Genomic DNA, 22,577 nt, shown 5'->3' on the forward strand with positions numbered 1-22,577 from the left:
AAACGATTTAACTATTACTCGTTATAAAGGGATTTGCTTTTTTGTTTTATATTTTAAAAATTCTGTCTTTTGTACAGAAGCTTCGCAACTCTTCGACATGTTTCACAATATGCGTCGCTCCTGCTTCTTTTAATTCTTCTTCACTCCCATATCCATACAATACACCGATAGAGTCAATCCCATTACAATTAGCTCCTATCATGTCATGCTTTCTATCCCCAATCATCACTATCTCTTCTCTTTGCAACTCTGGATTTGTATGCAAAATATATTCAATAATTTCATCTTTCTTTATTCGGGTTCCATCTAAATTACTACCAACAATTTCTTCAAAAAAATGAATCAAGTTAAAGTGTTCTAAAACTTGTTTTGCAAATACAGTGGTTTTTGAAGTTGCAACAAATAATCGTTTCTCTTCATCTTTTAACTTTTGTGAAATATAGGGAATCATCTCATGCACACTATTCTCAAGTAGGCCGCTTCGCTTTAGATATTCACGAAAATATGTAACAGCTTGCTCTATTTGTTTTTCGTCCATTCCGTATCTATCTGCAAACGAATGCTGAATTGGTGAACCAATAAAAGAATCTAGCTCTTTCTGATTCGGTTCATCTATTCCCATTTTTCGCAATGCATATAAAACCGAATTTACAATTCCTTCTTTCGGATCTGTTAATGTTCCATCTAAATCAAATAGAAATGTTGTATACATCCCTGCTTCATACTCTTTTGCACGATTACTATAATATGTATGCATGACACAAATCCCCCTCTAACAGAAAAATCACCATCCTTTCTATATTATCAAAATATTTATTTTGAATATTTATGTTGTTTTTTTTACACATTAGCTTCTTCCCAACAGTCTGAGCCACGAATATATATACTCAAAACTATGTTCTTGTTGTATTATAAGTATAATTTCATAGAAAAATGGTGACCAAAAATGACGAAAACATTAATTTTCATAATGGCTTTCACGATTATCATCCATGCAGTCGAAACAAGTTCTTATAGTATTCGCTTAGCAGGTGTGCGTTTAAAAAAGATTGCTGTTTCCCTATCCGTAGTTGGGTTGGTGTTGCTGGTTTCACGAACATCCAACTTACTGCAAGCTTTTTTACTTGGCGGTATCGTTGATCAGGCCAAGATAGACTCCTCTATTGATTTAGAAAGAGCAATACGTCTCGTTTTATTCACAGCTTCCATCGGTACACTGCTCGCAATTATTCTATATCCTACTTTCACAAAGCTATTTGGGTATGTAATTCAAAACTTTGAAACAGACGGTTCATTCATTCGAATGATGAAAACAAACAATTTACAAAAATTGAAGTATACAAAAAAATATGTTCGTTTTCCTAAATCTGAAATGATTCACCGTATGCGAATTGGTGGTATTCCGAAACGAATTATGCTCATTAATATGTTTGCAACCGCCATCTATACTGCAGGTGTCCTTTCTGCTTTGTACGCTTCCTTTTTAAATCCGACTTATGCGACGAATGCCAGTACGGCATCCGGGCTCGTTAATGGATTTGCCACAATCTTATTAACTGTGCTTTTAGATCCGCGCATTGCCCTTTTAACAGAGCGTGCTCTTCAATCAGAGAATGGGGCTGATACAATGGGGAAAATGTTCGGTTGGCTTATGATTTCAAGATTTCTCGGTACATTATTAGCACAGCTCTTATTTGTACCTGGTGCACATTGGATTTTGTGGATTATTAAACTCATGCATTAAATGACCACTACATCATCCTTGATGGTGAGGATCAGTGAATGATACTTCCCACTATGACAGCTCGATTAACAGAAGCAATACTTGATGAAGAGAAAGATATACTATATTCAAAAATTCTTAAATTACTTAAATGAAAAGTTACATTTAACAAGGAGGGGAATGTATGTATATGAAAACAGAACAAGATATTACTAAACTCATACAAAATGATACTTGGATGATGGAAATATTACAGACAGCAAAATCCCTACAATTGCCTGATTGGTGGGTTTGCGCTGGATTTGTTCGTTCTAAAATTTGGGATGTTCTTCATGGATACGAAGTAAGAACTCTAACGCCAGATATAGATATCATCTATTTTGACCCATTACATATAAGTGAATCCACCGAAGAAAAATTAGAAAATAAGCTTAAAAGTATAGATTCTACTATTCCATGGTCAGTGAAAAATCAAGCTCGTATGCATGTAGTCAATAACATGCCACCTTATTCATCTTCAGTCGATGCAATTTCTAAATTCCCCGAAACAGCGACTGCTCTTGGAGTTACATTAGATGACCAAGATAATATTGTATTAACCGCCCCTTGCGGAATAGAAGATGTTCTCACGTTACAGGTGAAGCCAACACCTCATTTCCTCGAAACGAAAGAGCGCACTAATATGTATAAAAAAAGATTACAAAAAAAGAACTGGCAAAGTAAATGGCCTAACATTACAATCTTCCATCCTGAAATTTAAACATGAAGAAAAAAGGTGCTTCTCATTTTTATGAAGCACCTTTTTCTAATTCACTTCAAAAAATCAATTACCGTTTCTGCAAATTGATTCGCTGCTTCATAATGCGGTGTATGACCACATTCTTCAAAGACTATGACTTTACCATTTTGAGTATCTCTTTGAAATACTTCAATGTGTTTTTCACAAGTTACTACATCGTGTTTTCCTATGATTAGCAACATTGGATTCTCGACATCTTTTAATTTTAATAATAAAGATTGATAAATTTCCCCTTCCTCTTTCAATCTTATAAAATGAATTGCGGAACGCTTATAAAACTCTTCCCATTCTCCCTCACTATATAAACTATAATCCGTTTCATCCTCAACGTAATTATATATTTCCATTCTATTTTCTTCTAATTCATCACTTAATTTCGAATAAGCTTCTAGCAATTCCTCTGGACTAGTATTACTCTCTGCGATAGCTATACATTCTTTTCCCTGCTGTTCTTTCCCATACTCCATTAACAAAGTTCCTGTCTTTTTTAATAACGCTCTACTAGTTAATGCAAAATCAAAAGTTGGCCCTTCAAAAATAATTTTTCGAATAGATTGTGGGTACATTTCTGCATATAACAATGCTAGAAACCCACCAAAGGAATGTCCAATAACAGACCATTTTTCAATTTGTAACATCTTCCTTAGCTCTTCGCAGTCTTCGATAAGATCTTGCAATCCAAATGGCTCTTTCTGTCCAATTTCCTCTGAACGTCCTACCCCACGTTGATCAATGGCAATGAGTCGAAAAGAATCTTGTAATCTATGTGCTTGATGATAGGAAAAATCAAAACACATCTCTCCAGGACCTCCATGAAGATACAATACAGGATGCTTCTCTAGTGATCCATGCATCTCCACATACAGCTTTTTCCCGCGTACTTTCACCATTTTACCTTGTAATAGCACCTCTTTTTCTTGTTTCATCTCTTTCTCCTCCTATTTTTTATATTTCGACACCATATACAAATAGGAGGACCACGAATCCGTACATGTTATATATCCGTAACATAATAGTACATTTTCTCATCCTCCATTTTAAATTTTTTATAGAAAAGCTTCATCCAATGCTTTTTTTACAGCTTCTCCCCTTCCTGATACTTGAAGTTTCATATAAATTGAAGAAGCGTAATTTCTTACAGTTCCTTCCGATAAGAATAGCTTTGCTGCAATTTCTTTATAGCGAAACCCTTCTTTGAGACAACCTAATACGTCCATTTCACGAGGAGTCAATTCATAAGGAGGCTTTTTCGGCATTGGACTATATTCTTTAAATAAGCGAGTCGCCACGTCCTGAGATAGCATTGTCCCACCTAAATGTACTAATCGAATAGCCGCTACTAACTCTTCTGGTTGAACAGATTTAAGTACATATCCCTCTGCTCCCGCTTCAATCGCTTCTGAAACACTAGAAGTTTCTTCAAAAGTTGTGACCATAATTATTTTAGTATCTGGCCACCTATTTTTGATTTTCTTCATTGTTGTAATCCCATTCATCTTAGGCATTTGTATATCCATAAGAACAACATTTGGCTGCCTTTCTTCACATTGCTTTAAGGCTTGTGCCCCACTATTCGCAACCGATACGCGAAAACCGTATTTATCCAATAAAAGTTCTAAGCTATCTGAAATGATAGGCTGATCATCTACTACTAATATATGAATCTTATCTTGGGCAAATGATTCTTCTTTATGTAAGGTCGGAATCAAACAAGTCACAATTGTTCCTGTATCCTTAGTGGAATCAATACTCAAATTCCCATGATATTCACTTAGGCGTTCTCTCATTCCCGATAAACCAAAACCCTCCTGCATAACTTCCATGCCTATACCGTCATCTTGTATTTGAAGCATCACATAATTTTTATGATATTGTAAAAGAACTTGTATCGTTTCTGCTCCCCCATGTCTTGTTGCGTTTGTCATTGCCTCTTGTAAACACCGACAGAAAGTTCTCTTCAGTTTTTTAGCCATTGGATAATATTCTCCAACCGTACGGAAAACAACATGAACATTTGTATTACTTTTAAACTCTTCTATTAAGTTCAATAAAGACACATCTAGATTTGATTCCTCTTGAGGATCCATTTCGTGAACCTGTCTTCGAATATTATCTAATGCAGATCGTGATATATCTAATATTTCTTGTAATTTTTCCTCTCCCTCCTTGGTTACTAGATGTGGTCGTAATGTTTCCATACTCAATATAACCGAAGTAAATTTATATCCTATCGTATCATGTAATTCTCTTGCCATTCTATCCCTTTCCTCAAGCAAAGTTATTCTTTCTACTTGGGACGAATATTGTTCTAAAATTGCATTCTTATCTTTAATCAATTTCAGTTTTTTCTTAATAGCATCCATAGAATAAACAACTCTTTGTAGTAAATGACCTACGCCATATATAAAGAGAACATCAAATATACTTAGAAGCAGCTTATTTCGATCAAACCCGAAATTCAAGAAAACTCCCAATACACAGATAATTATCATTGCAGGTAATGCATAGAAATTTACTTTTCCACGACAAAAAAATGCAAGCGTTAAAATTGCAGGAGATAAAAACTGAGCCAAATGATATGTATATGCAAAATAAAGCGAAAGTCCACCTACTAAGATAATTTCTGTTACTACATATAATTCACTTTGTAATTTATATAATATGACAGGTATGACATAAGACAGAAATGTACTTATAAAAACAATCTCAAGTGGAAAGTTTGGATTATCTTGATATGTCAAAGTAACAATTGCAACAATCCAAGTGATCCGAATAAGTATCATTACCCATTCCTGCCAAAGTAACTTATTTTTTATGTCATTCAACTTTCATATACCCCCTATCAAGATGAATATTATACATATCCCCTATTTTTCCATTTTCATCATAGCAAGGTTATGACACTTTGTCACTGCCTTATATTACATTCTTTTTGCTATGTTAGTAGCCGAAACATGTCACTAATATTAAGGGAGTGAACAAAATATGTGTATTTTAAAAGTACAGAACTTAACTAAGAAAATTGGAAGGCGCACACTCGTTAATCAATTATCATTTGATGCTCGAAAAGGAGAAATTCTTGGTCTTCTAGGCCCAAATGGTGCTGGAAAATCCACTACAATTAAAATGATTGTTGGCTTAATCTCCAAAACCAGTGGAACAGTCACAATTAACAAAAAAGACACAAGCAAAGACTTTAAAGAAGCTATGAAACATATTGGAGTGATTGTTGAGAATCCTGATTTATACAAATTTTTATCTGGCTATGATAACCTCCTTCACTTCTCTAGAATGACACCTAATATTCCAAAAGAACGTTTAGATGTGGTTGTTTCTTTAGTTGGGTTGGAAAAAAGTATTCATAATAAAGTTTCCACTTATTCTTTAGGAATGAAACAGCGGCTTGCTCTTGCAATTGCTTTGGTACACAAACCTGCCCTTCTCATTTTAGATGAACCTACAAATGGATTAGACCCTCAAGGAATTAGAGATTTAAGGTTTCATTTAAAACAACTAGCTACAGACGAAAATGTAGCAATTGTTGTTTCAAGCCATCTAATGGCCGAAATGGAAATGATGTGTGATCGCATCGTTATTATAGACAAAGGAGATTTAATTGGTATACATGATATAAAAGATATTACGAAAGAACAGATACAAGCTGTACAATTTGAAGTAGACCGAACAGACTTAGCAATCCCACTCTTACAAAAATCAGTAATAGGTGAAGAAATCATAACAAATCAAAATGTCATTACGATCAAAATAAGTAAAGAACATATACCTGAAATTTGCGATACATTAGCCAAAAATGGAGTGAATGTTTATGGTGTTCAAACCATTAAAACAACTTTAGAAGACAAATTTATTGAAATGACTGGAGATGGAGTGCACAATGATTAATCTAATAAAAAATGAAAATATGAAAATTTTCAAACGAAAAAGAACTTGGATTATGATAGGTGTTATGGTTGTATTTATTTTCATTCAATTCCTAAACGTAAAGCTTTCCAGCCAAGTTAATTATGGGGATGACTGGAAGACATCTCTTATTGAAGAAAATGCATTACTTCAAGTTGAAAAAGAATCTCTAAAATTACCTATTGAAAAAATAGAAAATGAAAAAAAACTTTTACTAAATAATTATTACATTGACAGTAATATAAAACCAACAAACAATGCTTGGTTCTTTACGATTGGACAAAGTACAAATTTTTTAATAGCTATCTCCATTATTACACTCATAATAGCTGGTGAAATTGTTGCAAGTGAATTTCAATCCGGTACAATTAAATTTTTATTAACACGAACCGCTACTCGCACACAAATATATTTTTCTAAATATATTTCTACTTTATTATTTGGATTTTTCTTAATCGTAATGACGTTCCTTCTTTCCATTCTATTTAGTGGTATTCTTTTAGGCTTTGATGGAATAAATGGTGAATACTTATTTGTCAAAGATCATGCCGTTCAAAAAACAAGCTTCCTTCAGGCACTAATTGGTAGCTTATTATTTAAGATTCCTTACTTAATTATTGTTGCAACTTTAGCATTTATGATTTCAGCGGCGTTTAAAAGCACTACATTCTCTATCGTATTTTCTCTTTTAGTAGCAATTGCAGGTTTTGTCATGAGTATCTCATTAAAAGGTTTCAGCTGGACAAAATATTTCATCTTCTCTCATACGGATTTATCAAGTTTCGTATATGAGAATCCCCCTGTAGAGGGCATGACTTTCAGTTTTTCTATACTATTTATCTTAACTCATATATTCATCATGCATGGAATTGCATACCCCATATTCGTAAAAAAAGATGTCGCTTAAATTTTTTATTAAAGACTGGAGGAAAATACATTGAAAAAAAGATGGATTAAATTCTGTATATTAATAACTCTTATACTTACTGGTTGTTCAAATTCCGAAAGTAAAACAAAAGAACAACAACTGGAGCTATCCGCTACTGATGTTAAAACGTTAACATTAGATAACCGTAACGGCAATATTGATATTTCAACAAATCCTAAATCAGATAAAATAGAGGCTTCTATTACTGCAAAGGCTAAAGGTATCAGCATGGATAAATTAAAACTAGATCTTTCAGCCAAAAATGGAATTGCAACTTTAAACACTTCTTTTGATGGACAATTTTTTAGCAATAGCGAAACTTGGGTTGATGTCAAACTATCATTACCTAAAAACATAAAAGTTGAATTTAAAAAAACTCATAGAGACGGCGATATCAAAGTCTCTAACCTCGATTCAGATATAAATATACTTAATGTCAACGGTAATATTGACATTTCCAACGTTAATGGAACTGTAAGTGTAACAAATAGAGATGGAAATGTAGATATTGTGCATACAAAGTCTGACATTAATCTTGATAATAACAACGGCAAAGTTGTTATTAAGGATATAAAAGGATCTATAAGAGCCAAAATTGGTGATGGTTCAGCCGCTATCAATAATATTGAAAAGAATGTTACCATCTTAGGTGCTAAAAGCGATAAAATAAAAGTAAATAATGTTAAAGGGAAAATAACTTTTAATAAATAAAATTGATTTACTTATACAGGATAAAAACCAACCGCATTTTTTAATAATTCGGTTGGTTTTTTCCTTAAATACACCTTAATAATTTCTGAATATTCAATTATTTAATTTCAAATAATCCCAATCACATTCAAAAAGACAATGACAATCGCAATCGGAGCGACAAATCGAAGCAAGAATACCCAGCAAGTGAACAATGCTTTCCCGTAATTACCGCCAATAAAAAATTCAGCTTCTAATACCTTTTTCTCCATTTTAAATGAGACGAAAATACTAATAAACAAAGCTCCAAGTGGCATTAAAATATTACTAGATAAAAAGTCTACCGCATCAAAAATATTTTTACCAAAGATTGTAATATCATTCCATACACCAAATGAAAGTGCAGATGGGATACCAACTAAGAAAATTAAAAATCCAATGATCCATGACAATTTCTTTCTTCTTTCCTGCTGTCCATTCGCTAGTGCTGAAACAACCGTTTCAAGTAGTGAAAACGCAGATGTTAACGTTGCAAATGTGAATAGTGCAAGAAATACTGTTAAGAAAAAGCTACCAAATGGAATTTGACTAAAAACTGAAGGTAACACAATAAATAGTAACCCTGGTCCTTCTGTCGGTTCCATTCCTAGTGAAAATACTGCTGGGAAAATAGCTAGACCAGCGAATAAAGAAACAAATAAGTTTAGTCCAACAATTGTTACCGCTGAGCGTGGCAAACTTTCTTTTTTATTTAAATAAGAACTATACGTGACCATGATGGATATCCCAATGCTAATAGCAAAGAATGATTGCCCCATTGCAAACAAAATACTTTCTGATGTGATTTTTGAGAAATCAGGCTGTAAGAAGAATTTGACTCCTTTCATCGCATCATCAAGTGTTAAGGAGCGTACAATAAGAGCAACAAACAGAACGAACAATGCTGGTAACATATATTTACTCGCTTTTTCGATTCCATTTTGTACCCCTTTTGATACAACCCAAATCGTAATAAACATAAAAGCAAAATGGCCAACAATTGCCCAAACCGGATCCCCAATTGTTTCTGTAAATAGTGAACTATAATTTTGCTGCGGTGTAATCAGTTGTCCAGTTATCCCTCTGAATAAATAGATTAATACCCAGCCACCAACAACACTATAAAATGATAACAAAATAAAACAAGTTCCAACGCCAAGACGTCCAATCCAATGCCAGCCTGTATTTGGTGCGATACTTTTAAATGCTCCGATTGCTTGTTTTTGTGTACTGCGCCCTATCATAAATTCAGCTACCAATAACGGAAGACCTATTAATACCGTAAACAATATAAAGATTAAAAAGAATGCTCCTCCCCCGCTCTTTCCAGCAATATAAGGAAACTTCCATATTGCTCCAAGCCCAATTGCAGATCCTGCTGCAGCCATTATAAATCCTAATTTCGAAGTCCACTGCTCCGTCTGTTTCATCCTATTTTCCTCCTAATTACATCTTTTTATATTAATAAATAAATATTATTAACCAATCCAAATAAACCCTCCATTTCTTCCTATATATAATAAAAAAATGGCCCAGCATCTCTTTATATAAAGAGACGCTAAGCCATTTACTTAACGCGGTACCACCCTTATTGATTCCATTATGAATCCACCTTAGCAGTAATCGTTTGATTACAAACCTGTTATCGAAGGTTAACCGTTAAGATTTACTAAGAATTAGACTTCTGTTCCACCTTACTGCTCCTAGGCGAGTTCAGGATGTCATTTGACTATGTCACACCAACCCATAGCTCTCTGTACAAACACATGACCTTACTACTCCTATTCAACGCACTCTAATATTCTGAATATAATTTCTTTTGAAATTACTACGAATTATATCGGTTATATTTATGACTGTCAAGTAAGTTATTTATTTTTTTGTCGAAAGAAAGAAACTTAACTGTACAAATTTCTATCACTAAAAAAGAATCTTCGCAACAAGCGCGAAGATTCTTTTTCTTTATGGCACGAGACGCGTACAATCTCTCGGAAATGCACTCGCTTCTCTCACATTTGATAGTTCTAAAAACTTATATACAAGCCTTTCTAACCCAATCCCAAAACCACCATGAGGCGGACATCCATATCGGAATGTATTAATATAAGACTCGAAGTTTTCTGGCTGTAACCCTTTTTCTTTAAAAGAAGCAAGTAACATACGATACTCATGAATTCGCTGCGCACCTGATGTAATCTCTAATCCTTTATATAATAAGTCAAAAGAATCCGTAACAGCTTGATTTTCTTTATTCGGCATCGTGTACATCGGTCTCGCTTCTTTCGGATAATGTGTGATAAAGACAAAATCACTACCGTATGTTTCCTTCACATATTTTCCAACTAGTTTTTCCCCTTCTGTATCTAAGTCGCCTGCTGGTGATTCTTTTCGGTACTTTGTTTTTAAAATGCTCTGCGCCTCTGCAAGTGTAATCTTTGGAATTTCTGTAATTATAGGAACCGTAACTTGCAAGAGCACTAATTCTTTTTCACATTTCTGTCCTACTTGTTCAAACATATAACGTAAAACATCTGCCTCTAATGCCATCACTTCATAAAAGTCTTCAATAAAACCCATCTCTACATCTAATGATATATATTCATTCAAATGACGAGAAGAGTTATGATGCTCAGCTCGATAAACAGGAGCAATTTCAAAAACAAGTTCAAAACCACCTGCTACCATCATCTGTTTATAAAACTGAGGAGATTGAGCTAAATATGCCTCTTTCTGAAAATAAGGGAGTTTAAAAACATTCGCTCCCCCTTCTGCTCCTTGAGAAACGATTTTCGGCGTAAATATACGTGTGAAATCGTTCTCTATTAAAAATTCACTAAATGCCTGTACGAGCGTAGATTGAATCGTAAAAATGGCTTGTATCCGTTCATGCCGAATCGATATGACGCGCTCATTCAACATTTGATCTAAACCAACTTGCAGCTTTCTTTTATTCACTTCAAAAGGAAGTGGCTCAGCAGTATTTAACACTTTTACTTCTTCTACAAGCAGTTCCACACCTAATTCTGTTTTTGTGGTTTCCACAAGTTCGCCAATAATTTGAACAACACTTTCTACGTCTACTTTATATCCCGCTAATTCTTTTTCTAACACGCATTGAATAACACCTGTTCGATCACGTAATAATAAAAAACTGATATTCCCCAAATGCCGAATTTTTTTCACCCAACCTTGTAGTAAAACCACCTTTTTACTACATGTTTTACATTCACGAACGAGTGACCGCTTCATTGATTGATCCATTATTGTTTCCTCCTATATTTTCATATTTATTTACATTATTGTTATCATCATCATCATCCACGGCCACTCACCTCCTTTCAAAGAATACAAAAATCCGCCCCTATAAATAGGGACGGATTTTTCCGCGGTACCACCCAAATTGTCATACTGACCATCTTAAACCTGATAACGGTAGGTACCGTTTGCTTTTACTAACCTTCACGTTCAAAGCAACGCTCACAGATGTCTTTCCATCATGCGGTATCGCAATCTTTTCAGCAGTTGATTGCTCTCTGGAGACCCTTACATCATGTACTTTTCCTGTTCACCACTTTTTATATTTACAGAGTATTCTATTCCTTTAAAAGAGAAAATGCAAGGTGTTTTTTCATTATTTTCTGATTTTAATTTCAAATTCATTCTGAAACAATTTCTTCTAATGTCATTCCTCTCGAATCTTTCACTAAAACAACATCAGTTTGATTTGCCACTTCTTCAAGTTCTTTTGCATCATGACTTCCCCTCCCACTCAGAAAGAAACTATTTCATTACATAACAATTTGTTTTCCTAGGCATATTATTAGTAAATTTCTTCTGGAGGTCTATACATGAGAAAAATTATAAGTTTCTTACTCTTACTATTGTGCACGATAATGACAAATCAAGCATACGCTTATTCCCCACAATCATTACCCATCTCACAGAATTCAAAACAATGGAAAGTAAATATTGACGAAGTAAAGAAAACAGACAAAAACATGTTACAACCTAAAAAAGATGTTTTTCACACGTATCACTTCTCAGTACAAAACATTGGAAAAGATGAAGTATATAACGTACAAGTGGAAGTATTCCGAAATGAATCAAACACGGAAACAAAATATGAACTCTTTTCTTTAAAAGAAGCTCGATTAGCAAGTGGAAAAACAGGGTTTGAACATGCAAATTTCCCTGTTTCTGTAAAAACAAACGAGGTAGATGTCATGATTACATGGCAAGAACATCCTTTCCGTGCAATGCGAAATGGTCAAAAAGTTGAGGGAAGAAAGTTTAAAGAGCATTTTGTTTTTAAGGAATCTCAAAAATAAAATTCTTCTACAAGATTAGAAAAGATTTCTTGCAATAATCATATCTATATCTTCAAACTTATAAAACAAATATATTAAATGGAAAATTGCGTTGGTCTTTCTAAGAAATATTAGGAAAGAATGACGCTTTTTTGTATCATTCTTTTTCCCTTTAAAAACTCTAACTACCTTTCAACTTCCTAGCGTGGCTCCATTAAATGACCTTAATGCAGAATATTTAATTTAGCAAGCAGGAAAAACCTCAGTCAATCACTAATAACCAATGTGGAATGAAAAATACTGATTAAAATTCACCTGATAAATGGAGGTTGAAAATTATGACTCATACCAACTATGCACTAACAACAGGAAAAACAGAACGAGCAATTATCATTGGGGGTGGTATTGGAGGGTTACTAACTGCAAGAGTACTTTCTACCTACTATAAAGAAGTGCTTATAGTCGATAAAGATACTTTTCCAGAAAGACCTGACAACCGTCCTGGTACTCCACAAGCCTTCCATCCACATCGTTTTACCCAGCGTGGTAAATTAATTACAGAACGACTCTTTCCAGGCTATGAAAATGATTTAGCAGCACAAGGTGCACCCTCAGTACTAAATAAAACCATCCATAACATGAATCAATACGGTACGATAGAAATGCAATATCCACGGAATGATGTCAAGTTCAGTAGAGCTTTGCTTGAATGGACACTTCGTAAACAAGTACAAAAAATTTCTAATATTAGTTTTCTCACAAATCATAACGTAATTGGTTTATTAATGACGATTGATCAAACAACTGTTACAGGAGTCCAAGTCTCAGAACGCGGAAAATCTGAACAAGTACGAACACTAAATGCTGATTTGATAGTTGATGCTAGTGGTCGTTCCTCTAAACTCGTAAATTGGCTTCAAGATCAGGGTTATGATGTGCCAGATTCAGATCGCTTGAAAGTCTCCCTTGGATATAGTACTCGCCGCTATAAGGTTCCCTCCCACCTACTACATCTCACAGAAAAATGGGACACAATCAATATTGCAGGGCAGCCAACTAAAGAAACTTTTACAGGTGTCTTTTCCTTTATTGAAAATAATATAGCCGAGGTGCTAATCTATCGTCCTGGTGGACATTATCCTCCTACAAATGCCGAAGAGTTTGAGCAGGTTATTTCTCAGCTCCCAAGTCCGATAATTGGAGAAACATTGCATGAGTTTGAACCAATATCCTCTCCTCGGAGTTATCGTGTTCCAGAACTGTTTCGTCATCACTTTGAACAAATGGATCGATGGCCCTCTGGATTGTTAGTCTTGGGAGACGCATTCTGTATTTACGATCCAATTTTCGGTCAAGGAATGACCGTTGCTGCAATTGAAGTAGAAGTACTCGAGTCTTGCTTGCAAGAACAACAAAATAATCCTACTCCCTTTTTTGAACAAAGAGTTCTCAAAAAAATGCAAGATGTAATCGAACCAGCTTGGTGGCTCAATTGTGCTACTGATTTGCAGTGGAAAGGTGTCGAATATGTGAGTTCACAGCAATTGAAAGGGATTTCTTTTGGCCAAAAATATATGGATTTATTTCTTAAATATGCCACAACCGAGCGTGATTTCAAATTATACGGAATGTATTGGGCAGTAAACTCATTAGCAATCTCACCACATACTATATTTGATCCACAGCTAGTAACTACCATTCTCACTTCATCTACTGAAGGACAGCGCTTCCTTGATGAACTCTTGCTAGCCCATGGTCAATCATTAGATGTAGTATTAAATCAAATTGTACCTACTTTCTCTCAGACAGCCTTTGCGTCAGTGAATCAATAAATCTGGAAAACTCCTAGATGACTGGATAGGTAATTTTTGATAGTAAATACAAATAATAAAGAAACCCCGGCATAATCGGTGTTATGCCAGGGTTTCTTTATTATTCATTCATATTCTTAATTTGTACTAATTCCTCTTGCCGCCCAAATCCGATCAATTTCCGCCGCATGTTGCCCACCATATAGAAGAGCATCTGCTTGTTTAATCGCTTTTGCCCCATCACGGAATTTAGCATTTGGCGTTAATGACCAGTGCGATTGTAAAATGATTTTTGTGGCTACATCACGGCCAAAGGATTGTGCCATTTCATACTCTCCTTGGGACCAAATTTCTCCGTCTGCATGTACTTCATTTTGCACATCTCTTGGGTACACCTTATTATTATCTAATCGACGCAAACATGTTGGATTTGAACTTGAATAAGAAGTCGCATCCCATTCTCCTACACATGCTTTTCCATATCCTGTAGTTGATGTAGCATCTTCATAAGTTGCACCTAAGAAATCTCCAAATCCCTCTCCCATCGCCCCACCTTCTGGAGAGCTACCAAAGCCCGGAACTTGATTATCTTGAATCGAATGCCCATATTCATGTGCGATGATTCCTGCATCTTCAGCATCATCTACTCCACCAGTTCCGAATGTTAAATCTTTTGTTGACGGAGAATAGAAAGAATTATCATCTCTCGTTCCGTTCACATTTACTTTAATAGAGCGATTGTTAATGTTCTTAAATCCTATTTGCTGGATATAACGTTGTAAAGTGTCGATATGATAATATGCCATTACATCTTCAAAACTATCATTTGAACGTGTGTAATTAAATTGAAGAGTTGAAGATTTTGTTTTTGCCTTTGAAGAAATTGTGACATAATCTCCAACTAAAAAGCCTGTTCCATTTAAGCCTTTTAAAGTAACTGTTTTTAATTGATTATTTAATGCTGCTGAATCTGCATCATTATTATCCTTTAATCCAGTTACACTACCACTTGTTACGACAGGATTCGGCAAAAACACTTTCCCTGTTCCCTCCGCTTTACGGTTTATATCTACCTTTTTTAGTAGTTTTCCATTTTCAGCGTCAATGAATGTTTCCCATGCACCAAATGGTTGATTGGAGTGAACTACAACTCGGTATACAGGAATGGCAACTCCCTCTTCAATGATATACCCGAATTCTTTCATTGTTGGAGCCCATAAATTTTGTTCACTTTCTCCACCAACATATACCTTTGATTTTTGCTCTGCATCTTTTTCACTAATTTTTTGCTTTATTTCTTTCACATTTTGAACAGGCTGATAATCAGAAACAGCAAGTACCCCTTGTCCTTTTCCATTAAGAGTCACGGTTATTTGTTTTGAAAATACAGGGGAACCATTTACTACTTGTTGAAATCTAACATATGAAGCTACCTGTGTATCAGTAGTTGAAATATACTGTAAGTCTGATAGATCTGTCTTTAATGAATATTGCGCGGCATTCGCTTTTAAATATTCGGCTGCTTTTTCCTGAGGAGAATACCTGTCTATCTTTACTTGTTTCTCTTCTACCGCTGAAACAACCGATACTGTACCTAACACTAACGGTATTGCTGTAGCAATTGCTACCATCCTTTTTTTGAACATTAGAATCACTCTCCACTCTCTTAATAAATTTTGAATGTACGAGTAATTCTATAAGATCAATTATATTACCTTTATCTTTTTTATATTAATACAGAAAGTAATATTTTCTCAATATTTGTGTATCAAAATGATAAATACTTTCGAAAGATATTATTCGCTATGGATATTAAGCAGAAATGTTTGTTTTTAATTAGACATTTACCAATCGTAACTCATATGGTGGCAATAAAAAAACGGGCTATTTTTTACCTAACGATAGGTTGAAAATTGTTTTAATGCATGCTATTCTGAATATGATCTTACATGTTAGGAGGCTCAATTATGAGTAAAAGTGAGGAAACCCTTTCTGCAATAATCGAGGCAAGCTATCGTTTATTCGCAGAGCACGGAATCGCTAAGACCACATACACAATGATTGCCGAGGAAGTCGGAATCGCAAAACCATCTATTTATTATTACTTCAAATCTAAAGATGCGTTAATCGAAGGCTTATTTGATGAGCTATGTCAGGCAGTTCAATTTTCAACCTTCTTTAAGACTGATGAATTTACAAAAAACAATTTTATTGAAAAATGTATTGAAATTGGTTTAAACATAATCGATGAACAAGATAAAGATCCTTATTTTAACCGTGTCCTACAAGAATACTTGTTACTTGCATCTAGAAATAACAATTATAATGAACGGCTCCTTTCCATACAAAGAGAATATTTAAAGGGATTTGAAGCACTTCTTACTAAAGCAAATTCATTGCAACTTATTGAGGATGATAACCTGACAGCCAAAGCTCATATGCTCGCATTGGTGCTTGATAATATCGGGAATTTCATGATGTTTGATACAAACATGGATTATAAACAAATATGGATTGAAGCTGTGCATAGCATATTTAAAGGACGTGTTTCCCATGGAAATTAAAAGAAGAATTATTGGATTAGATTTTGCTAGAGCATGGGCTATGTTTGGAATGCTAATTGTTAATTTCATGGTTATAACCGGGGCTGAAGGTAATGGCCCCCCATGGTTAATAGCCTTTATGTCACTATTTGAGGGTCGCGCTTCTGCTCTATTTGTCATACTTGCAGGTATAGGAATCTCCCTTATGACTAAATCATCCGTTTCTAGTAGTAATCCAATTAAAATTATGGCTAGTCAAAAAATGATTTGGAAGCGATCGTTGTTCTTATTTGTATTAGGCTTATTGTTATACACAATCGACTGGACAGGTGATATATTACACTACTACGGCGTGTATCTCTTTATTGCAGCCTTCTTCATTACAATAAATAAAAAGATATTGCTTTGGTTATCGATACTCATTTTACTCATTACACAATACCTCCAATTAACCTTTAATGCCTTTGAAGGCTGGGGAGGCCCCATTCCTTTTATAAACTATATAGATTTCTGGTCAGTAAAAGGATTCCTCCGTAATTTATTCTTTAACGGCTACCACCCTATTTTCCCATGGTTCTCGTTCTTCTTAGTTGGTATGTTGATTGGACGAATGAATCTTCATAATAATAAAATTAGAAAAAAACTATTAATAATCAGCCTAATCATTTCAACAACTGCTGAATTGTTGTCAAAAGTATTGACTCATTTTTTCATCCCCTATATCGGAAAAGAATCCTCTACCTTTTTATTTAATACAGGACCTATTTTACCAAACATTTTATACATCTTATCTGCCACCGGATCTGCTTTAATAATCTTGATCCTTTGCTTATTTATTACTGAGAGGTATGAAAAAAATTGGTTTATTGGGGCCATCGTTAAAACCGGACAATTAACTTTAACTCATTATGTAAGTCACGTCATTTTAGGCATCGGAACATTGATCCTTTTACACAGACTTGAAAATCAATCTTTATCTTTCGTATTAATATTTGCCATTTGTTTCTTCATTTTTAGTATTTTATGGAGAAATAAATTTTCTAGAGGACCTATAGAGTGGGTTATGAGAAAAACCACTGGATAAGTTATTAATTTATCACTCTATTTTTCCATATATAGGGGAATACTGTATAACATTATGTAATAAATTACTGATAACACATACTATTTTACATGGCATAATCCAAAGTTGAGGTAATGTATTGGAGACTTACACTTTTAACTCGATACGTTTGTCCGTTAATAAGACCGACTGAGCTTCTAATACCTCTTAACAGAGCTCTGTCCGCATGTGTTAAACTTGGATGAAAAGCTCCTTGTCCACTTTCTAACTTTGAAAGATCAAATAAATTGTTGTATTTCTTTTAAATAATAATAGTTAATTCATGCTTGATTTGAATAAGCATCTCAATAGTAATGAGATGCTTTGTTTTTGTCTGAGGAAATCATCAGTTTCTTTATTCATAACGTTCCTAAAATCGCTTCTGTATGATTGACTGACAGATGTTCCATGATGTTAATTAATATTGTTTAACGTCATTTGGTCGATTACAATCCATCTTTTTCTTCTCAGCTTCTTCTATATTCCATTCATCTCCCCAAAAAAGTGTAACTGTATCTTCAGCTTGCAAATTTTGATAAGCGTCTACTCTCTCTGTAACCCCATTATCAATTATATTTAACTCATCATTTAAGTTAATTATTGAAGGTTCAAATTCCTTTTCTGAATCATTTCGTTTATTAGTAGTCATACAACATCTCTCCTGTATAATGAAATACTTACCATACACAACGATAGTATTTCTATTTTATGTAAGCTTATACCTTTACGAACACTTGATTACGTATCTGTATGAATTATTTAAGGGCGCAACATATTTGTACCAGAGCCACTAATCGTATAGTATACATGTACTTTCAGATAGATAAGCAATGTTTATGTACACATAAAAAAGGAAGAGAATTTTTATAATTCTCTTCCTTTTTAAGTAGGGAAACTTTCATGTTCTTTAGTTATTCAGTTCATCGAAAAATGCTGTAGAATTTACCCTTTCTATTATAACAATATAAAATATAAATAAATTTGAAATATTATATATTGAAATTTATTTATATTGTTATAAGTACTTTCTATAATAATGGTATAAACATTTATCACATCTTACAAGAAAGAGGAGGAAATAATATGAAAATCGCAATGGCAGTTTTGAAATTTGTAGGTGGAGTACTTCCATTAGTTCAAGAACTTTTAAAAGCATTTTTGTAAGTTTATCATTCAGCAATTATTTATAAGGATTATCATACTTTTGTTTTATAAGGTAAAATAGCATTTTTGTTTAAATTTATACACAGTTTATATACAATTCAGACACATTTAACATGATGAGTTTCTGAAAATTGGTGGTAATATTAACTTGTTGAAAACGACATGTTTCGACAAATACAAATAACCCTCTTTACCCCTGAATCCCTGCCCGACATTCCGCAGGGATTCTTGTAATTTTTTACGCTCCATTCTCAAGTTACTTTTATAAAAAATTCGAACTTTCCATCTATATCCTATTTTTCATTTAGCTAGCTGGACTCAGTTTAATACGAACCTTTTTCTCACCTAAAGAAATTTCATCCTCTTCTTGTGACAATGCTTTAAACGTAAATTGTTTTACTAATAAATTTTCTTCTAATAAATCTTTATGCTTTGTTAGAGTGTTTTGTAATTCATCCTCTGTATCCAAAATAACATCTACTCGTAAATTAACTGGTAAATTCAATTGTTTTCGATACTCTTGAACAGCTCGAATAAATTCTCGCGCCACTCCTTCTTGTAATAGTTCATCTGTCACATTCGTATCTAACATTACCGTATATTGTCCATTTGTAGTATTAGAAAACCCTACTTTGGGTACTTGTTCTACTAATACATCTTCAAGCGTTACAACAACTTCTTCCCCAGATACAAGCTTACACAATGCTTTTTCAGTCGAAACAAAGTTTTGTACTTCTTCTTGCGATAATTGTTTTAGCCATTGATTTACAGCGTTAACGTTCTTCCCGAACTTCGGTCCTGCAGTCTTAAAATCGAGCTTTAATTGGTACGATGTATATTGTGTTTCATCTAATTCTACATGAAATGCTTTTACGTTCAGTTCATCCATAACAATATCACGATAGGATTCCCAGTCCACTTTCTGCTCATGGTGCTCAAGTAATACAAGCTCTGCTAATGGTTGCTTCACTTTTAATCCATGCTGATTTCGGTTGCTACGTCCCAACTCAACAACTTGTAAAACGGCATTCATTTCTTGCTCTAACTTGGTTTGAATAAGCTTTTCATCCGCTGTTGGATAATCTGTTAAATGAACACTATTTCCTTCTAAGTTAAGATGAATATCTTCCGCGACAAATGGAGTAAACGGAGCAAGTAATTTACTAAGCGTAACAAGCACTTCATGAAGCGTTTCATATGCAGCTGCCTTTTCAGGATTCATGCCAGACTCCCAAAAACGATTGCGCGAACGTCTTACATACCAGTTACTAACCTCATCTACAAGAACCGCAATTTCACGCGCTGCATTTGTAAATTGATACTCGTCTAATGCATTTCTTACTTGTTTCACTGTACTATGAAGACGTGATAATACCCACTCATCTAATTTCGTCCGCTTGACCTCATACTTTTCTTTTGGATTGTATTTATCTAAGTTTGTATATAAAACATAGAAGCTATATACATTCACAAGTGTATCTACTAGTTTTGACTTCGCCTCTTGCACAGTTCTTTCAGAAAAACGCTTTGCATTCCAAGGTGCACTATCAACAAGAAGTGCCCACCTTAATGCATCTGCACCAAATTTCTCGACTAATTCTACTGGATCTAATGCATTCCCTTTACTTTTAGACATTTTCTGTCCTTGTTCATCTAACACATGCCCAAGAGATAATACACGTTTATATGGTACTTTTCCCGTATATAAAGCCGCTACTGCTAATAAACTATAAAACCAACCACGCGTTTGATCGACACCTTCAGCGATTACATCAGCTGGAAATTGTTCCTCAAAAAGCTCTTTATTTTCAAACGGATAATGATACTGTGCAAATGGCATCGAACCGCTATCAAACCAAACGTCGATTACTTCTGGCGTACGAGTCATCGAACTACCACATTTTTCACAGCATACCTTCACTTCATCTACATACGGTTTATGCAGTTCTAAATTTTCTGCTGTATGCCCTACGCTATGCTTTCTTAATTCATCGATGCTCTTCGGTGCAAATTGATGATCACAGTTTTTGCATTCCCATACGTTTAACGGTGTTCCCCAGTATCGTTTTCGGCTAATATTCCAGTCCACCATATTCTCTAAAAACTTTCCAAATCGCCCATGTTTCATATGCTCTGGATACCATGTGACTGCATCATTATTCTTTAAGAATGTCTCTTTGATCTCAGTTGTCCGAATGAACCAGCTTTCTCCAGCATAATACAAGAGTGGTGAATCACAGCGCCAGCAATGCGGATAACTATGTTCATATTTTTCTTTAGAGTATAACAATCCTTCCTGCGCTAAGTAACGAACAATATCAACATCACATTCTTTCACAAACTTCCCTTGTAAAAATGGAACAGCTTCCGTATACTTACCTTGTTCATCCACAACATGAAGGAATGATAATCCTTGATTCTGTACAACTTTATAATCATCTTCTCCATACGCTGGTGCGATATGAACAAGCCCCGTACCACTATCTCCCGTAACAAAGTCTGTCGAAATAACACGATAGCCATTCGTAACTTCATCCATAGGAAATGGTGCTGCATATGAAGTACCTACTAATTCTTCTCCTTTATGGGTAGACAATACTTGATAATCTTCTTTTAATACATTGCTTGCCAGCTCTTTTGCAACAATATAAACCGAATCAGCTTGCTGTGCTTTCACATACTCCATATCTGGATGTACAGCAAGTGCTACATTGGCTGGAAGAGTCCATGGCGTTGTTGTCCATCCAAGAAAGTATTCATTTTGACTATGCAATACTTTAAACTTTACCGTTGCACTTAAATCTTTTACTGTTTTATATCCTTGCGCTACTTCATGTGAACTAAGTGATGTTTGACAACTTGGACAGTATGGCGAAACTCGATGTCCTTTATATAGCAGCCCTTTTTCATGAATAGTCCCAAGAATATGCCATACACTCTCGATATAAGGATTTTCCAAAGTTACGTACGGGGCTTCCATATCGACCCAATATCCAATGCTCTCAGTAAATTCACGCCACTGCTTCTCATACGTAAATACACTTTCTTTACATTTTTGAATAAATGGTTCAATTCCGTACTCTTCAATCTCATGTTTACCAGAAATACCAAGCTGTTTTTCAACTCCCAATTCTACCGGTAATCCGTGTGTATCCCATCCAGCTTTTCGAAGTACTTTATATCCAGTCATTGTTTTATATCTCGCTACTAAATCTTTAATCGTCCGTCCGAGCGCATGCCCCACGTGTGGCAGTCCATTTGCAGTTGGTGGCCCCTCATAAAAAATGAAAGATTGTGCACCTTCACGATTTCGAATGGATTGTTCAAAGATATTCTGCTTATTCCACTGCTTGCGAATTCGTGTTTCTCTCCCTACAGCTGATTCTTTTACATTTACCCTCTCCATTTACAATCACTCCTTTGAAAATTTGTAAAAGCACACAAAAAACCCGTCCCTATAAATAGGGACGGGTTTACCCGCGTTACCACCCTAATTCTATTAGCATCTTAACTAATAGCACTTAGCAACGTACTAACATACGCGTTCTTT

The 22,577-nt window shown here is 34.7% G+C and carries 18 protein-coding genes, 1 pseudogene and 3 other annotated features (1 of these 22 running past the window's edge); of the genes and pseudogenes, 10 read left to right on the forward strand and 9 right to left on the reverse strand.

All coding sequences use genetic code 11. From position 1 onward, the window contains the following. Window positions 1-46: 46 nt before the first annotated feature. Complete coding sequence (locus tag C564_RS0119185) at window positions 47-712, reverse strand: HAD family hydrolase (protein WP_026008630.1); 666 nt, start codon at window positions 710-712, stop codon at window positions 47-49. Window positions 713-946: 234 nt separating this feature from the next. Between C564_RS0119185 and C564_RS0119190 the strand changes: the two genes are divergently transcribed. After that, window positions 947-1,744 (forward strand): lipid II flippase family protein, encoded by a 798-nt coding sequence (locus C564_RS0119190; RefSeq protein WP_018766441.1) that lies wholly within the window; start codon window positions 947-949, stop codon window positions 1,742-1,744. A gap of 163 nt (window positions 1,745-1,907) precedes the next feature. Then, window positions 1,908-2,483 (forward strand): nucleotidyltransferase family protein, encoded by a 576-nt coding sequence (locus C564_RS0119200; protein WP_018766443.1) that lies wholly within the window; start codon window positions 1,908-1,910, stop codon window positions 2,481-2,483. A gap of 50 nt (window positions 2,484-2,533) precedes the next feature. Here C564_RS0119200 and C564_RS0119205 read toward each other — a convergent pair whose 3' ends face one another. Continuing rightward, window positions 2,534-3,448: an alpha/beta fold hydrolase gene (locus C564_RS0119205; protein ID WP_018766444.1), complete on the reverse strand. Its 915-nt coding sequence runs from the start codon at window positions 3,446-3,448 to the stop codon at window positions 2,534-2,536. Window positions 3,449-3,568: 120 nt separating this feature from the next. Continuing rightward, entirely contained in the window at window positions 3,569-5,347 is a 1,779-nt protein-coding gene (locus C564_RS0119210) for a helix-turn-helix transcriptional regulator (protein WP_018766445.1), read from the reverse strand. Between the two features lie 160 nt (window positions 5,348-5,507). On the opposite strand from C564_RS0119210, the gene C564_RS0119215 reads away from it, so the two are divergent. Genes C564_RS0119215 through C564_RS0119225 form a run of 3 tightly spaced genes read left to right on the forward strand, consistent with a single transcriptional unit; the run spans window position 5,508 to window position 8,082 of the window. Next, complete coding sequence (locus tag C564_RS0119215) at window positions 5,508-6,425, forward strand: ABC transporter ATP-binding protein (protein ID WP_018766446.1); 918 nt, start codon at window positions 5,508-5,510, stop codon at window positions 6,423-6,425. Beyond that, window positions 6,418-7,350, forward strand: a complete 933-nt coding sequence (locus C564_RS0119220) for an ABC transporter permease (protein WP_018766447.1) — start codon at window positions 6,418-6,420, stop codon at window positions 7,348-7,350. The genes C564_RS0119215 and C564_RS0119220 overlap by 8 nt, the downstream gene beginning before the upstream one ends. Before the next feature lie 30 nt (window positions 7,351-7,380). After that, entirely contained in the window at window positions 7,381-8,082 is a 702-nt protein-coding gene (locus C564_RS0119225) for a hypothetical protein (protein WP_018766448.1), read from the forward strand. Window positions 8,083-8,189: 107 nt separating this feature from the next. Here C564_RS0119225 and C564_RS0119230 read toward each other — a convergent pair whose 3' ends face one another. Both C564_RS0119230 and aspS read right to left on the reverse strand, forming a co-directional pair. Further along, complete coding sequence (locus C564_RS0119230) at window positions 8,190-9,530, reverse strand: sodium-dependent transporter (RefSeq protein WP_018766449.1); 1,341 nt, start codon at window positions 9,528-9,530, stop codon at window positions 8,190-8,192. Between the two features lie 118 nt (window positions 9,531-9,648). Beyond that, window positions 9,649-9,898, reverse strand: a binding site (T-box leader). A gap of 164 nt (window positions 9,899-10,062) precedes the next feature. Further along, window positions 10,063-11,361: an aspartate--tRNA(Asn) ligase gene (gene aspS / locus C564_RS0119235; RefSeq protein ID WP_006094713.1), complete on the reverse strand. Its 1,299-nt coding sequence runs from the start codon at window positions 11,359-11,361 to the stop codon at window positions 10,063-10,065. A gap of 105 nt (window positions 11,362-11,466) precedes the next feature. Further along, window positions 11,467-11,678: a binding site (T-box leader), on the reverse strand. Window positions 11,679-11,948: 270 nt separating this feature from the next. Between aspS and C564_RS0119240 the strand changes: the two genes are divergently transcribed. Together C564_RS0119240 and C564_RS0119245 are read left to right on the forward strand one after the other, a co-directional pair. Continuing rightward, window positions 11,949-12,428 (forward strand): hypothetical protein, encoded by a 480-nt coding sequence (locus C564_RS0119240; protein ID WP_018766450.1) that lies wholly within the window; start codon window positions 11,949-11,951, stop codon window positions 12,426-12,428. 317 nt (window positions 12,429-12,745) lie between these two features. Beyond that, a complete protein-coding gene (locus tag C564_RS0119245; RefSeq protein ID WP_018766451.1) occupies window positions 12,746-14,239 on the forward strand; it encodes an NAD(P)/FAD-dependent oxidoreductase in 1,494 nt (497 codons plus the stop codon). 116 nt (window positions 14,240-14,355) lie between these two features. Here the strand turns inward: C564_RS0119245 and C564_RS0119250 are convergent, their stop codons facing one another. Further along, a complete protein-coding gene (locus C564_RS0119250) occupies window positions 14,356-15,864 on the reverse strand; it encodes a M36 family metallopeptidase (protein WP_018766452.1) in 1,509 nt (502 codons plus the stop codon). A 321-nt stretch (window positions 15,865-16,185) separates the two neighbouring features. On the opposite strand from C564_RS0119250, the gene C564_RS0119255 reads away from it, so the two are divergent. Beyond that, entirely contained in the window at window positions 16,186-16,782 is a 597-nt protein-coding gene (locus tag C564_RS0119255) for a TetR/AcrR family transcriptional regulator (RefSeq protein WP_018766453.1), read from the forward strand. Beyond that, window positions 16,772-17,845, forward strand: coding sequence for a DUF418 domain-containing protein (locus tag C564_RS0119260; RefSeq protein ID WP_018766454.1), 1,074 nt, complete (start codon window positions 16,772-16,774; stop codon window positions 17,843-17,845). The genes C564_RS0119255 and C564_RS0119260 overlap by 11 nt, the downstream gene beginning before the upstream one ends. Before the next feature lie 15 nt (window positions 17,846-17,860). Here the strand turns inward: C564_RS0119260 and C564_RS37595 are convergent. Next, window positions 17,861-18,116 (reverse strand): annotated as a pseudogene (locus C564_RS37595) (sensor histidine kinase); the annotation flags it as partial. 165 nt (window positions 18,117-18,281) lie between these two features. Beyond that, window positions 18,282-18,512 (reverse strand): hypothetical protein, encoded by a 231-nt coding sequence (locus C564_RS0119265; RefSeq protein ID WP_006094706.1) that lies wholly within the window; start codon window positions 18,510-18,512, stop codon window positions 18,282-18,284. Between the two features lie 332 nt (window positions 18,513-18,844). On the opposite strand from C564_RS0119265, the gene C564_RS38225 reads away from it, so the two are divergent. Next, window positions 18,845-19,027 carry a hypothetical protein gene (locus C564_RS38225; protein WP_033794835.1) on the forward strand — a complete coding sequence of 61 codons (183 nt, stop codon included), beginning with the start codon at window positions 18,845-18,847 and terminating at the stop codon, window positions 19,025-19,027. Between the two features lie 304 nt (window positions 19,028-19,331). Here the strand turns inward: C564_RS38225 and ileS are convergent, their stop codons facing one another. After that, entirely contained in the window at window positions 19,332-22,433 is a 3,102-nt protein-coding gene (gene ileS / locus C564_RS0119275; protein WP_018766456.1) for an isoleucine--tRNA ligase, read from the reverse strand. A 54-nt stretch (window positions 22,434-22,487) separates the two neighbouring features. Continuing rightward, window positions 22,488-22,577, reverse strand: a binding site (T-box leader) (it continues 150 nt past the right edge of the window).

The organism is Bacillus sp. 105MF (assembly GCF_000374885.1).
Taxonomy (GTDB): Bacteria; Bacillota; Bacilli; order Bacillales; family Bacillaceae_G; genus Bacillus_A; species Bacillus_A pseudomycoides.

What these genes read in the sequence shown, in the direction of transcription:
- C564_RS0119185 (WP_026008630.1), bottom strand. Translation starts at nt 712, where the DNA reads ATGTATACAACATTTCTATTTGATTTAGATGGAACATTAACAGATCCG.
- C564_RS0119190 (WP_018766441.1), top strand. Translation starts at nt 947, where the DNA reads ATGACGAAAACATTAATTTTCATAATGGCTTTCACGATTATCATCCAT.
- C564_RS0119200 (WP_018766443.1), top strand. Translation starts at nt 1,908, where the DNA reads ATGTATATGAAAACAGAACAAGATATTACTAAACTCATACAAAATGAT.
- C564_RS0119205 (WP_018766444.1), bottom strand. Translation starts at nt 3,448, where the DNA reads ATGAAACAAGAAAAAGAGGTGCTATTACAAGGTAAAATGGTGAAAGTA.
- C564_RS0119215 (WP_018766446.1), top strand. Translation starts at nt 5,508, where the DNA reads ATGTGTATTTTAAAAGTACAGAACTTAACTAAGAAAATTGGAAGGCGC.
- C564_RS0119220 (WP_018766447.1), top strand. Translation starts at nt 6,418, where the DNA reads ATGATTAATCTAATAAAAAATGAAAATATGAAAATTTTCAAACGAAAA.
- C564_RS0119230 (WP_018766449.1), bottom strand. Translation starts at nt 9,530, where the DNA reads ATGAAACAGACGGAGCAGTGGACTTCGAAATTAGGATTTATAATGGCT.
- aspS (WP_006094713.1), bottom strand. Translation starts at nt 11,361, where the DNA reads ATGGATCAATCAATGAAGCGGTCACTCGTTCGTGAATGTAAAACATGT.
- C564_RS0119240 (WP_018766450.1), top strand. Translation starts at nt 11,949, where the DNA reads ATGAGAAAAATTATAAGTTTCTTACTCTTACTATTGTGCACGATAATG.
- C564_RS0119245 (WP_018766451.1), top strand. Translation starts at nt 12,746, where the DNA reads ATGACTCATACCAACTATGCACTAACAACAGGAAAAACAGAACGAGCA.
- C564_RS0119250 (WP_018766452.1), bottom strand. Translation starts at nt 15,864, where the DNA reads ATGTTCAAAAAAAGGATGGTAGCAATTGCTACAGCAATACCGTTAGTG.
- C564_RS0119255 (WP_018766453.1), top strand. Translation starts at nt 16,186, where the DNA reads ATGAGTAAAAGTGAGGAAACCCTTTCTGCAATAATCGAGGCAAGCTAT.
- C564_RS0119260 (WP_018766454.1), top strand. Translation starts at nt 16,772, where the DNA reads ATGGAAATTAAAAGAAGAATTATTGGATTAGATTTTGCTAGAGCATGG.
- C564_RS0119265 (WP_006094706.1), bottom strand. Translation starts at nt 18,512, where the DNA reads ATGACTACTAATAAACGAAATGATTCAGAAAAGGAATTTGAACCTTCA.
- ileS (WP_018766456.1), bottom strand. Translation starts at nt 22,433, where the DNA reads ATGGAGAGGGTAAATGTAAAAGAATCAGCTGTAGGGAGAGAAACACGA.